9 protein-coding genes are annotated in these 13,879 nt (G+C 42.1%); 1 reads left to right on the top strand and 8 read right to left on the bottom strand.

Going from position 1 to position 13,879, the window contains the following annotated elements; translation table 11 throughout:
• From LKX84_RS00160 to LKX84_RS00125, 8 genes are all read right to left on the bottom strand, one after another.
• Complete coding sequence (locus LKX84_RS00160; protein ID WP_228234843.1) at positions 1–711, bottom strand: hypothetical protein; 711 nt, start codon at positions 709–711, stop codon at positions 1–3.
• A complete protein-coding gene (locus LKX84_RS00155; RefSeq protein WP_228234842.1) occupies positions 708–6,896 on the bottom strand; it encodes a BspA family leucine-rich repeat surface protein in 6,189 nt (2,062 codons plus the stop codon). Before LKX84_RS00155 ends, LKX84_RS00160 begins: the two co-directional genes overlap by 4 nt.
• A 193-nt stretch (positions 6,897–7,089) precedes the next feature.
• Positions 7,090–7,977, bottom strand: coding sequence for a diacylglycerol/lipid kinase family protein (locus LKX84_RS00150; protein WP_228234841.1), 888 nt, complete (start codon positions 7,975–7,977; stop codon positions 7,090–7,092).
• Complete coding sequence (locus tag LKX84_RS00145) at positions 7,974–9,947, bottom strand: LTA synthase family protein (protein ID WP_228234840.1); 1,974 nt, start codon at positions 9,945–9,947, stop codon at positions 7,974–7,976. Before LKX84_RS00145 ends, LKX84_RS00150 begins: the two co-directional genes overlap by 4 nt.
• 47 nt (positions 9,948–9,994) lie before the next feature.
• Complete coding sequence (locus LKX84_RS00140; RefSeq protein ID WP_228234838.1) at positions 9,995–11,491, bottom strand: DUF3570 domain-containing protein; 1,497 nt, start codon at positions 11,489–11,491, stop codon at positions 9,995–9,997.
• Position 11,492: 1 nt separating this feature from the next.
• Positions 11,493–11,702, bottom strand: a complete 210-nt coding sequence (locus LKX84_RS00135) for a DUF4266 domain-containing protein (RefSeq protein ID WP_228234836.1) — start codon at positions 11,700–11,702, stop codon at positions 11,493–11,495.
• A 7-nt stretch (positions 11,703–11,709) separates the two neighbouring features.
• On the bottom strand, positions 11,710–12,756 hold the full coding sequence (locus tag LKX84_RS00130) for an FAD:protein FMN transferase (protein WP_410548856.1): 1,047 nt from the start codon (positions 12,754–12,756) through the stop codon (positions 11,710–11,712).
• Positions 12,757–12,765: 9 nt separating this feature from the next.
• The gene (locus LKX84_RS00125; protein WP_317206445.1) at positions 12,766–13,212 is read right to left on the bottom strand and encodes a thioredoxin family protein; all 447 of its coding nucleotides are present in this window, start codon (positions 13,210–13,212) and stop codon (positions 12,766–12,768) included.
• Positions 13,213–13,322: 110 nt separating this feature from the next.
• Here LKX84_RS00125 and LKX84_RS00120 point away from each other — a divergent pair, with 110 nt between their 5' ends.
• Positions 13,323–13,844: an RNA polymerase sigma factor gene (locus LKX84_RS00120; protein ID WP_228234834.1), complete on the top strand. Its 522-nt coding sequence runs from the start codon at positions 13,323–13,325 to the stop codon at positions 13,842–13,844.
• The last annotated feature ends 35 nt before the right edge of the window (positions 13,845–13,879 follow it).

Genomic DNA, 13,879 nt, shown 5'->3' with positions numbered 1-13,879 from the left:
CTATTCCGGAGCTGTTTCGCTAACAGTTGAAACTGAATAATTACCTGAAGAATCCTTGGAAACCACTTCTACAGTGTAGCTCTCGCCACTGATAAATGAAATAAGCGGTAATGAATCCGAGGTATAATCCACTTCTTCCATTAGAATAATATCATTTTCCCAAACTTTCACGTCATACGTCAACACATCGGCATCCTCATCGCCCCCAATCCAGTTTACGGACATTTCCATGGTTCCGGTATCAAATCCGATAGTAATTTGTGCGGCGTAAGGTGCATAATTGCCAATGGGAGTTCCTGGTGTAGTAAAGGAATAGGTGTCGCCCTTAGTCTGCCCATCATCATTCACCGATGTCAGATACCATGTGTAGGTCTTTCCTCGGTCTAGCTGAACCTTAGCCTCCAAAACAGTATAACTCCCGTTGCTTACTTCAGTAGTACCTTCCAAAATCGTTAGCTCATAACTTTGGGTATACTGCGCGGCATTCCATTTGAATGTAATGGAAACTTTGGAAGCATCTGACGTTACCTCTTCATAATCGGAACAAGGTTCACCATTGACGGGTAGAGTTCCGATACTTTTAACAGGTAAATCACCATTTGGTTCAGGCTCTGGGGCAGGTTGCTCGCCCCCGCCTCCGCCACCACAAGCAACCATTAGGGCAAGGATTGCAAAATATAGAATTCCGGTTATTGATTTTATTTTTTTCATCGCTTTACAATCTTTACGGTTTCCATTCTACCACTCATTTCCAGTTGCAGTATATAGACTCCAGACTTTAGTGTTGAAACATCCAACATTTTTTGCTGTTGGTCATAGAAGAGCTGTTTCACCAACCTTCCATCGAGTCCAAAAACATTTACTTTTAAACTGCTCTCCCCTGTAAGGAAATTTACATTTGAAGCCGTTATGGTAGGATACACTTGGATAGTATCCCCAATGAAGAAGCTATCCGCAATGGTTCCTTGACAATCACTTTCTCCCGAAATGGTTATTTGGGTTTGTCCATACAAGTTTTCAAGAGCAATAGTCTGCTGTCCGGTGCTATTAAAAGTGTAACTCCGTTTTTCACCATTTATATTGACCTGATAATTTTTACTTCCCGAAACTTCATAAACAACGGTTCCCTCTTTGGGATCCATACCCGTTCTTTTACCTGTCAAAGATTCCAGATCATTTACAGTTACCCCGTAGACCTGCTCAAATAGAATCTCTGGGATGGACACCGTAATCGTGTACAATCCTGCCGAAAGATTGTTGATCCTAAATTCATCCCCACTCATGTTATTGTATTGATTTGAATAGGATTCGCCCACAATGGAAATATTGAACAAAAGTTCCTTTGTGTCCATTAAAAACACAATCTTCCCATCAGAGCTACCATTGCACGATGGGGTAAGTGCATATACTTTAATGGCATCAACCGGAAGTATCTCACAACCGTATTCATCCACTACCACCCCAGGTTGGGAATTTAAACAAAGGTCCATATGGTCTAGAACGCCATCAGCATCGTTGTCCTGGCCACACAGAGGAACCTGTCCCCCATCCGTTATTACCCAACCATAGTTATCAATTAGGTTTTGTCGTACTTCGGTACTTTCGCAATATTGAACTCCTCCTGCATTTAAGGTGACATTATTTTGGAAGGAATCCAAATTGCCCCATCCAATCAATGTGTCATCATAATTTTCTAAAGTAATCGCCGTTCTGGATAGGAGATAATCCATATTTATCACATTACTGACATCCCACGCCCCAAGACTTTGATTAAAAGAAGTGGCCCCATTGAACATTCCTCCTATTGATGTGACATTGGACATGTTCCAATCGGAAAGGTCTTGATTGAAAGAAGTAGCATTAGCAAACATGCCTCTCATATCTGTGACTTTTGAAAGGTCCCAGTTACTCAACGGTTGATTAAATGATGTCGCATTTGCAAACATTGTATAACATTCTGTAACATTTGGAACATCCCATTCGTTTAGCGGTTGGTTAAAGGAAATGGCTCCATCAAACATTCCCCGCAAATCCTCTACAGAGCTCACATTCCACTTACCAATAGGTTGGTTAAACGACTCGGTATTAGCAAACATGACGTTCATATTGGTAACATTTCCAACATTCCAATTACTGATGTCTTGATTGAACGAACTTGCCCCGGAAAACATGGCTACCATATTTAGCACATTACTCACGTCCCAAGAAGAAATATCTTGATTGAATGCACTTGCACCAGCAAACAATGCTTGCATGGAATCAATGTTATGAACCTTCCATTTCCCGATAGGTTGATTAAACGAACTGGCCCCTGAAAACATGCCCCACATGTATTTTAAACTTGAAATGTCCCAGTTAGAAATATCGATATTAAATTCTTTTGCGTCAGAAAACATATAATCTGTATAAACAGCCTTGGAAACATTCCACGAACTTATATCTTGGTTGAATTTTGATGCTCCGTCGAACATGTTGGAAAAATGGGTGATTGACCCTACTTTCCAATCAACAAAGCTATCATTTCCAACCAATGACTCACAAAACCTGAACATGGCCAACAATGAGGTTACGTCGGCAAGGTTTGGTACATCCGTTGCCAAAATATCTAGATTGGAACAATGCGTAAATGCATTATCCATCGAAATCCATTTAATATCCCCCCAATTATCCACGGAGAGAATTTTATCTGAATCCTGGGTATTTCCATCAAAATCATTAAAATAAATTCTTGGAAAATCCCCACTAATCATTACCGTATACGTTCCAGGTATTGCATATTGATGGGTAATATCACCTGTTACTCCGGTATCCATTGTACCATCACCCCAATCCACCGTATAGTTATAGGTTTCATATTCATAAGTGGGTATTCTAATCCTATCGCTGCTTGTAGCCCCTGGATTATCCGTTTTCCAAGTAGTCACAAACAAGCATTCTGTATTGGCACCGGCATCGGTGATCGTCCAACCGTACGTATCAATAATAAATTGACGATCAGCACTGGCGCTACAATATTGACTTAGATTAGCATTAAATTCAACATTACTTTGCAGGTTTGGAAGACTGCTCCATCCTTTCAAAATGGCATCGTAGTTATTTGTGGACATGGGAACATTCCAGAACATCCAACTCATATTGGTAACATTGGAAACATTCCAACCTCCCAGATTTTGATCAAAGGATAGTGCCTCTTGAAACATGCTGTCCATATCGGTTACATTGGAAACATCCCATGCCGATATATCCTGGTTAAACAGTTCTGCACCAAGAAACATGACCCCCATACCAGTAACATTGTAAACATCCCAACTGCTTATATCTTGATTGAATGCTTTATTTGCCATAAACATTCCTTCCATTCTTTGAACACTGGAGACGTTCCAACTCCCAATGTTCTGGTCAAAACTGTTGGCCGCCCTAAACATATAGGCCATATCATCAACGCTGGAGACATCCCATCCACCAATATTTTGGTTGAACGAGCCAGCACCACTGAACATATTGACCATTCGGACAACATTGGATACATCCCAAGAGGAAATATCCTGGTTAAAAGAAGTAGCTTCCAAAAACATGGCTCCCATATCTGTGACGCTTGCAACATTCCAACTTCCGATGTTTTGGTTAAAAAGGGGAGCATTCATAAAAACACCGAACATATCCGTAACATTCCCAACATCCCAGGAAGCAAAACCTGCATTGCCAACCAAATTAGAACACCCCATAAACATGGATTGCATGCTTTGCACGTTAGAAAGATCAGGGGAATCGGTTGCCAAAACATCAAGATTGGCACACCCTGCAAATGCTCCTGCCATAGAAGTCCAAGGTATATTTCCCCAATTGTTGACAGCGATCAATTTTTCAAAATCCTTATCCCCATCCACAAAAAATATGCGCGGAAAACTACCGGAAATGGAAACTTGATACGTTCCTGGAGTGGCATAGGTATGGATAATATCCCCTGTTACATTGGTGTTGGAATTTCCATCTCCCCAATCCACAGTGTAGTCATACGTTTCACCGGGAAAAGTTGGGATGGTTATTTGATTGTCCGCAGAAGTCCCTGGATTATCCGTTTTCCAGGTTGTTACGAAATTACATTCTCCATTGGGCCCTGCATCATTGATGACCCAGCTATAGGTATAGATCAAAAGTTGACGTGCTTCTGCCGCACTACAGTAATAATTATCCGGTGCGCCCAATTGCACTCCATTCTTTAAAGAGGGTAATTGGCTCCAACCAATTAAAATGTTGTTGTAATTGGCATTGGACAAACCTGAACCTTTGAAGATGTCCATCATTAGGTCTACATTCGAAACATCCCAACCACTCAAATCTTGGTCGAAAGAAGTTGCATTTTCAAAGGCCCAATCCATATATCGCATTCCAGACATATCCCATGTTCCAATGGGAATATTAAAATTTATGGCATCCTTGAACATTAAAAACATTGAGGTTATCCCTTGTGTATCCCAATTGGAAATGCTTTCATTTCCAATTAATGAAGAACATTCCAAAAACATCCCATTCATACTTATACCACGAGAAAAATCAGGAATATCCGTAGCCTTCATATTCATATTTTCACAACCTGCAAAAGCAAAGGACATGGTCTTCCAGCGGTTGGACCCCCATTGATCCACAGAAAGCAATTTTAGATCGTCCGAGTTTTTAGGAGCGAATTCATAACTTACTGCAGATCCATTAAAATAGATCCGTGGAAATTTTCCGGTAATGGATACCTGATAGACCCCAGGTTGCGCATAGGTATGGGTAATATCCCCTGTAACACCCTCATCAAAAGAACCATCACCCCAATCCACCCGATAATCATAAATTTCCCTGTCGTTTGTGGGTATGGTAATCTGATTATCGTTCGACGGACCAGGATTATCGGTTTTCCATGTGGTGATAAATGGCTCTTCAGGATCACAATCTTTCCCATAGTCGTTTATAATCCAACCATGGTCATTGATCAAAGAGTTCCTGTCCACTTCGGACAAACAGTACACCGCATCATTGGCTCCCAGAACAACACCATTTTTTAAGCCAGGGAGTTGTGCCCAAGCAGCTAAAATGGCATCATAATTTTCTCTGGAAAGATCGGAATCATCAAATGCATTGGACATATCCGTTACATTGGACACATCCCACGAACTCAAATCTTGATCAAAATGTCCTTGGCTAAATGCATGATGCATACTAACGACATTTTCAACATTCCAACCCGAAATATCATGGTTAAAATAGGTACTGTTGAATATCAGGTTGAGATTGGCTACACTTCCTACATCCCAATTGGAGATATCCTGATTGAACATACTGCTGCCGAAAAGGCCTTCCATATTCTCCACATTACTCACGTCCCAACTTCCTATTGGGTTATTAAATGAAGCACTATAAAACATAAACGACATGTTCTGCACCTGGCTTACATCCCATGATGAGATATCTTGATTGAAAGAGGATTTGTCAAACATGTTTGCCATGTCCGTTATGGTACTCACATCCCATGCATTGAAATTTTCATTGCCATTTAAGTTGGCATACTCCCGGGTCCCCGTATTATCGAAAGCATAATTGCTATAAAAGAACATACCTGCAAGGCTGGTAACATTGGATAAGTTGGGCACGTCATTCGCGGCGATGGCCAAATTTGAACATCTTGCAAATGCGTATTCCATACTGGTCCACACTATGCTCCCCCACTGATCAACCCTTAAAAGTTTATCCTTGTCTTCTCCAGAACTAATTCTTGGGAAATCGCCAGAGATGGAGACCTGATAAATCCCCGGAACGGCATAGGTATGGGTAATATCTCCCGTTACATTGGTGTCTGAAGATCCATCCCCCCAATCCACCGTATAATTATAGGATTCGCCAAAATATGTTTGAAGTAATATTTGGTTACTGGCTGAAAACCCAGGGTTGTCTGTTTTCCATGTGGTGACAAACGGACAATCCTTGCCACTATCAGATATGGTCCAACCATGTTCTTTGATCAATTTGTTCCTAGAAATTTCCCCATTACAATAAGTGCTGTTTCCGGCGTTGAACTGCACCCCGTTTTGTAAACTGGGGAGACTGGCCCATCCATTTAATGTTTGGTCATAGTTACTTTGTGATAGACTTGCGCCTTGGAACATATCTATCATAGTAGTAACATTGCTCACGTCCCAATCGCCAAGGGGTTGATCAAAACTTGTGGCACCTGAAAACATCAAAAGCATTGCAGTCACTTTTTCAACGTTCCATCCACTAATATCTTGATTGAAGGCTTCCGCATTCTGGAACATAGTCTGGGTATTCACATTATTGCCCATATCCCAATTACCAATGTCTTGATTGAACAAAGTGGCGCCATCAAACATATTAAAGGTGGCCTTTACATTACTCAAATCCCAGTTTTCAAAACTTGAATTACCAATAAGAGAGGAACAAAACCGGAACATTTCCCCTGCATTTTCCACCAAACTTAAATTGGGAACATCCGTTGCAACAACATCCAGGTTTTTACAACTCGCAAAGGCACTCCACATCGATTTCCATTGCTGAGAACCCCATTGCTCAATGGTCAAAAGTTTTTCGGCATCATCCTCAATAGTTTCCAACGGGGCAAAATAACTTTGGGGATACATTCCGGTAATCGAAACCGTATACACGCCTGCAACCAAATAGGTATGGGTGATATCACCAGTTACATTGGTATCGGAAGTACCATCGCCCCAATCTACTGTAAAGTCATAGGTCTCACCTGGGAATGTCGGGATGGTTATCTGATTGTCGTTGGAAGTACCCGGATTGTCAGTTTTCCAGGTCGTAATGAATTCTGTTTGGGCCGAAACAAAGAAATGGAACAAGCCCAGTAAGGTTGAAATGTAAATTTTTTTCATGCGCTATTTTAACCTCGGCAACATAATACTATTCTGCCAAAGTCCAAAAAACATATCGATAATATGTGCTCCTTTTCCTATAAAACAAAAAAGCCTCCAGTTTCCCAGAGGCCTGCGTCAAGTTCAGTCAATCAAAACCAACTTGAACACCCATATGAACAACTTAAACTCAAAACCAATAAACCATCATCTTCTATGGGCACAAAACATGGAGAGCCCTTTCCTCTACGTTGACAAAGATTTCCCTGTCCACCAAATTGTGGAGCTCCCCATCCGCTTGCATTAAATGTTCACTTTGCTTGTCCTCAAAGGCCAATTTTAAGTTCTTGACCTTGTAATATTGTATTTTCTTTACGTGTTGGTCCAACCGCAGCAGGATGATCAAACCCAAAAACAACATTTGCATTTTGCTCAAATCATCGATGATGACCACATCCAACAAGCCATCTTGGAGCGAGGCCATTCGGGTCAGTGAAATATCATAACCCATTACTTTTGAGTTGGAAATGAAAAACATAAAAGGTCGGGTCTTGAAACTCTGCCCGTTCATTTCCACTTTGATCTTTTCATTGTATTTATAATCCTTGATGGATTTTAACACCGCCTTCAGATAGGCCCAAAACCTTCGGTTTTGTGATGCATTATAGTTGGAAATTACCGTGGCATCGAACCCAATGCCCATATTGCTGAAAAACGGCTTGCCGTTTACCATGGCCACATCAATTCTATTGGTTTTGCCGCTTTTGATGATTTCAACGGCCCTTTTAATATTGCGTGAAATTTCAAGACTTTCGGCCAATCCATTTCCAGAACCCATGGGAATGATTCCCAACAATACCTTAGTGTGAACCAAACAGGATGCCACTTCATTTATGGTACCATCTCCCCCGCAGGCCACTACAATTTCTGCCCCTTCGCCAACCGATTCTTTGGCCAAAATGGTGGCGTGCCCCGAATAGTTGGATGTTTTTACCGTTAGTTTGTATTGATCGGGCCCAAAATATCTGAAGAGTGAGGCCTCATCAAATGCGGCTGCTCCTTTTCCTGCAATCGGATTTACTATAAAATGGACCTTGTTCATGGATTTGCTTTTAAATCAAGACCACCATGGTTGTATAAAAAATCGGCCAATTGGTAATACGATATGGCCTCTGTCAAAAACGCTTCATTGGTCGGTTGACTGGAAAGGCTATTATCTTGCTTATTCCAAACGTATTGATTGGCCACTTTTCCGTCTCCCAAAACCATCAATTCATTGGATTTTAAAAGACCCAACTTTCTATAATTACCCACAAATGCTCTTTGTTCATCGGGTTTTATACTGAAGACATCCCGTCCAAAGAAGTTGTTTTCATAGTTCCATCCCAAAAGGGAAAACAAAGTCGGCATTACATCGATTTGGGAACATTGTTGTGCTATTTGATATCCTTTGCCTCCTTCCAAGTTCACAATGATCGCTGGGATGTGATAATTGTCCACATCCAATTCCCATCGGCCGGCGCTGCTTGCACAATGGTCTGCCATGATTACAAAAACGGTATTGTTGTACCACGATTTGGATTTTGCCTGCTTTAAGAATTGACCAATGGCAAAATCGGTGTATTTGACGGCACCGCTCCTACCAGTACCAGAAGGAATATCAATTTTACCTTCCGGATAGGTGTAGGGTTTATGATTGGAGGTGGTCATGATAAAATCAAAGAACGGTTTTCCTTGTTCTGACGCAGCGTCTGCTTCTTTCATCACTTTGTTGAAAATATCCTCATCGCAAACCCCCCAGGCATTTTCAAAAGTCACCTCATCATCCTCTATATTTTTCCTCGAAGTCACAATATCCCCGTTAGGAAGGAATCCGCGTCCACGATCCACAATATCGAACCCATTGCCGCTGAAAAACTTGTCCATATTGTCAAAATATCCATCTCCACCGTAAAAAAAGGTACGAGAATAGCCCTTGCTCCTAAATACCTCACCTATGGTGAACAGGTTTTGGTTGTGTTTGCGTTTTACAATGCTTCTACCCGGCGTTGGAGGAATACTAAGGGTAATGGCCTCCATACCCCGCACAGTTCTGGTTCCGGTTGCATAAAGATTCGAAAAATAGGTTTCAGCTTGTGCAAGGGAATCCAAATTGGGAGTAATGTTCTTTTCATTTCCAAATATGCCCATATAGCTAGCACTGAAGCTTTCCACACATATCAGGATCACGTTGGGACGTTTTTCTGCCCCACCTTTTACATGTCTCAGTATATTTTTGGTGGGATTCACCAGACTGTCCAAAGGACCACTTACCTGATGTTGTACATTGGCCAAGGCCTGCTTCTCTGGAATGGTCTTATAAAAATCGGTATAGCTGAGTTCATTGTTCCTGAAGGCAGCAAAGAAGGAATAGATCCCCGCTTTGGACAATTCGTTATTGTATCGGTTACTCGAAGATTCGGCCAAATCGTTCTCTATGGAAGTGCCATAAAACAAGACCAGGGCAACCGCAATGACAAATGGAATCCACTTTTGGGCAAAACCTTCATTTGCACTCAATGTCCTTTGGAAAAATCCTTTTCGTTTGAATATCCAAACTGTGAGCACGACCAAGAGTAACATTCCCCCGATCAAAATGGGCAAGGGATAGGATTCGTTGATGTTCTTGAAAACCTCATAAGTATAGATGAGATAATCCACCGCAATAAAATTGAACCGCCTTTGAAACTCATCCCAAAAGGTGATCTCAGCAAAAAAGGAAAAGTAAATGACCAGCAAGGCCAATGAAAATCCGAAGTAAACCAAGATTCGGTCAACCAAAGTCCCATAAAACCGTTTGGGCATCAACAAAAAATAAAGGGTGGCCACCACATAGAAGAAGGATATCGTGCCCAAATCAAAGAACAGTCCCACAAAAAACACCTTCAACAACCCCATAAAGGAGTGGTCTGTTTGTGAGAAATCCATGATCATGAATGCCAATCGAAGTAAAAACGACAAGGTAATAAATAGTACCGCGAAGGCATTTACCAAGGTGTACCGTGAAGGAAATAATTTTAAACTCGTTTTCATGTATGCAATCAATATGTGCAGGAGCCTTGGGGGTTCAAGACCTAGGTTTAATCCATTTCAAATTTGAATCCAACACCGAAATAATTGGCCTTAAGGCCAGTACTCCGCTGGTAGTTGTTATACTTTAAATCAATACTCTTTAACCCGAACCGCCACGTTTTGAACTTGGTGAAAATGTCCGTGTACGAAATACCGAACCCATATTGGTGCGCATCATATTTGGACAGGTCAAAGTCCGAGGTATAGTATTGCTCTGTGGACAAATGGGTGTCGAACGGTGCGAAATAATCTATCTGGTTCTGCTTGTAATATCGGTATGACGGATAGAGGGTGAAATTTTGCGAAATCTTAATGGGCAGCTCCACACTGGCCGTATGTGCCTGTAATCCCCAGTCATCAAAATAGTAACGGTAATAAGTACGTACCGTCAGAATTTCATTGAAATAATGGTTCAAACGGATGCCGACCGGAAATTTAAGCCTATTGTCCGGCAAGCGTTCCATATCGTCCGCCAACATAAACACCTCAGTGTTTTGGGAAGTTGTGTAATATGGGATACTGGCAGGATTCCCGATAAAATAATTGGGCACATCCGCAAAGTAAACCCGTTGCATGGGATTGGAAAGCCAGCCTTCTTGACGGACCACATCCGCAAAAATGGACATTTGGGTATTCTTGCCTAGTATTTGGGAAAAAGATACCGAGAAAGCATAACTGTTCCGTTTTTTATTCGAAATCAAGCTAAAACCATCTACCGGATGCCAGGTATTGGAACCGGTCTTACTCGTAAGATTACCATTTTGATCCCAAATATCGACTCCAGTAAAAAACCCGGAATTCAAGTTGCCATTGACTTCCAAATAGCTATCCAATTCCGTTGGATATCTGGGCAGCCAAGTATCCAAGAAAACACTACCCTTTAAGCTTAGTTCGGTATTCTTTTCATTGAAAAGTCGGGTGTAACCACCCCCAAAACCAAAGGAGATATAATCGAATTCCGCCGCAAAGGAAACATTTCCGTTTACGATCTGATCTCGGTCATCAGAACTATGGGAATACCCAACAGAAACACTGCTCCAAGTATCCTGGCGGGATGCCCCAGACGATGCCACCCAAGGACTTCCGATGGCACCAGAATACCCACTTGGATTGTCATCGTCCTCCCCATCGTCGTCACCGCCACCATTGCCTCCTCCTCCTGTGGATGCACCGCTCACACCTCCATTGGTTTTGGTAATGTCAAAAGGATTCAAATTACTGGAAGAAGCTGAGGTATAGGTAGAAATGCCCACGTCAACACTCAAAACATCATCGGCATTCAAGGGAATGCTCACCACAATGGAAGGCGCTATGTCGGTAAGCTTTTCTGTACCGATACCTCCAGTTACAGATGCGTTGTTACCCGTTTGTTCATAATAACTGGAAAGGATATCCACCTCGGTGGTTTCCAACACCCTCTTTTTATAGGAATTGGCATTTTCCTGCTGGGCCATACCCAATAGTGGGCAGAGCAGCAACAGCCACCTCAACCTGAATATGTTCATCTTAATTGCAACCACAACCACCTCCTGTCTTTCCTCCATTTCCACCGGATGCCCCTTCACGGTATACTTGGTAATTGGTTTCGAACTTCACGAATTTCTTATCGGCCAGTACCATATCGGGGTCATTGATGTCCACCTTTTCATACTCGTGCAATACCACACAAGATGACAAACTGGTCATGGCGCACAGGGCAATCAATATCTTCTTCATAAACAATTTATTTGCTTTGATTTTCAATTCCTTTCAGGGTTATATTATCCGAGGTAATGATCTTATTATCATCATCCACGATGATGCATTCCACCCCTTTCAATTGGTTCACGAAATCCACACCGGTTTCTACTCCCATCACAAAAATTGAAGTGGCCAAGGCATCGGCGAGTTCGGCATTTTTAGTAAAAATGGTGGCACTTCGCACCCCTTTACTGGGATATCCGGTTCTTGGGTCGATGATGTGAGTATAGCGTTCCCCGTTCAGGATGATGAATTTTTCATAATTCCCTGAGGTTACCACAGCTTGGTCACGCACCGGCAACCATGAAAAGACTTTTTCCTTGTTCAAGGGATTTACGATGGCCACCATCCAATCTTTACCATCGGGTTGGGTGCCCCATGCATTCAAGTCACCCGATGCATTGATGATTCCCGAGAACACACCATTTTTCAACAGCAACGCTTTGGCCATATCCGCTGCATATCCCTTTCCAATGGCCCCAAAACCGATCTTCATTCCTTCCTTCTTCAAAAAAACAGTGCTGTTCTCGGGATCCATTTCAATATTTTGATAGCCTACTTTGGCAACGGACTGTTTTATGGCTTCTTCGGATGGCATTTCCATCACGGAACCGTCAAATTTCCATATCCTGTCCATGGAGGCATAACTGATGTCAAAAGCACCTTGGGTCAATTTTGATATTTTGATCGCCCTTTCGATCAGATTAAAAAGTTCACGATCCACCTTCACTGGGGCTACACCCGCATTATTATTGATCATGGAGGTTTGGGAATTGGGGTCCCAGGAAGAAATCAAACGCTCTATTCTGGTAATCTCGGCAATGGCCATATCCAGATATTCATCTCCCTTTGCTTGATTTTCCGCTACGACGGTGAGATCAAATCGGCTGCCCATCAATTTCAAGGTGCGCTGGAAAACCTGAAGTTGTGAGGTGGTATCCGATAGTGTTTTATTAGGACTTCCTGGATAAGCCGCAACTACCAACAGGAACAGGACTGCACTGGAAAGTATGTTTTTCAACTTCAACATAACTGTCCCTTAAAATGATTTCAACTTGTTGAAATAGGCCTTGGGTGAAGACTTTTCGTACCCGGATTGCCCCAGTACTTTTCCAGTGGCATCAAGCACCACCACATAAGGGAAATATCCGTTCGGGTTGTATTTAGAGGCCAACGTTTTGTTGTGCTCCTCTTGGGCAGCTGGTAATTTGTTCTGTTTCTTTCTTGGGAAATCGGCCTTCAACATTACAAAATGATCCTTGGCCAATTTTTGAAATTCTTCGGTGCTCCAGATCTCACGTTCCAACTTAATGCAGGGAGCACACCAGTCGGACCCTTGAAAAACCAAAATGATATTCTCGTTATTCTTTTTGGCCAGTTCCTGGGCCTTCCCCAGGTTGGTTTGCCACTCTTGTGCCGATACGCTTTGTATTGCTAGGAAGCAGCCCAAAAACAAGGCCGCCATCCATCTTTTGTTGTGCATCATCAGGATATAAAATTTCTTTTTCTATTAGTTAGACAGGCAAATGGCAACGCACCCTATTTTTTTCTAATTATTTTTGTGACCAGCGCAAAAATTTTTGCCCCAAGCATAGCATGATAGAGCAAGAGCCTTCCATTTGTGAGCAAAAAGTATATGAGAACATTTTCCGGTCCCATTACGAGGCGGTGACGCGGTTCGTTTATTATAAATGTGGCGACCTACAACAGGCCGAGGATATTGTACAGAATGTTTTTGTGAAGCTTTGGAAACTTTGTTCCACCGTTACTTTCTCCAAGGTGAAAGCTTACTTGTACCGCGCCGCCAACAATGCCTTCATCAATGAAAAGGAGCACGAGAAAATTGTGTTGAAGCATTTAAAACAAGCCAACAACTCCATTGATCATGAAAGTCCAGAGTATTTGATGGAGCTGGACGAATTCCATGAAAAACTGAAAAATGCCATTGCATCCCTCCCACAAAAAGAAAGGGAAGTTTACCTCTTAAGTCGTGTTGAGAAAAAAACGTATGCCGAAATCGCGGAGATCGCGGGAATTGGAGTAAAGGCTGTAGAACGCAGAATGAGTAGGGCACTTTTGGGTTTGAGGGATATTTTGGGAAAAGAATTAAAATTTTAATAGGGTAATCTAAACTATAACTGTCCTATAATCAA

Origin of the sequence: Allomuricauda sp. M10, assembly GCF_020782875.1 — a bacterium.
Lineage (GTDB): Bacteria > Bacteroidota > Bacteroidia > Flavobacteriales > Flavobacteriaceae > Flagellimonas.
The sequence above is the reverse complement of the archived record's forward strand: the minus strand, read 5'-3'. Positions and strand labels throughout refer to the sequence as shown.

Excerpts from the sequence above, each read along its gene's own strand:
- LKX84_RS00160 (WP_228234843.1), bottom strand. The coding sequence starts at position 711 with ATGAAAAAAATAAAATCAATAACCGGAATTCTATATTTTGCAATCCTT.
- LKX84_RS00155 (WP_228234842.1), bottom strand. The coding sequence starts at position 6,896 with ATGAAAAAAATTTACATTTCAACCTTACTGGGCTTGTTCCATTTCTTT.
- LKX84_RS00150 (WP_228234841.1), bottom strand. The coding sequence starts at position 7,977 with ATGAACAAGGTCCATTTTATAGTAAATCCGATTGCAGGAAAAGGAGCA.
- LKX84_RS00145 (WP_228234840.1), bottom strand. The coding sequence starts at position 9,947 with ATGAAAACGAGTTTAAAATTATTTCCTTCACGGTACACCTTGGTAAAT.
- LKX84_RS00140 (WP_228234838.1), bottom strand. The coding sequence starts at position 11,491 with ATGAACATATTCAGGTTGAGGTGGCTGTTGCTGCTCTGCCCACTATTG.
- LKX84_RS00135 (WP_228234836.1), bottom strand. The coding sequence starts at position 11,702 with ATGAAGAAGATATTGATTGCCCTGTGCGCCATGACCAGTTTGTCATCT.
- LKX84_RS00130 (WP_410548856.1), bottom strand. The coding sequence starts at position 12,756 with ATGTTGAAGTTGAAAAACATACTTTCCAGTGCAGTCCTGTTCCTGTTG.
- LKX84_RS00125 (WP_317206445.1), bottom strand. The coding sequence starts at position 13,212 with ATGATGCACAACAAAAGATGGATGGCGGCCTTGTTTTTGGGCTGCTTC.
- LKX84_RS00120 (WP_228234834.1), top strand. The coding sequence starts at position 13,323 with ATGATAGAGCAAGAGCCTTCCATTTGTGAGCAAAAAGTATATGAGAAC.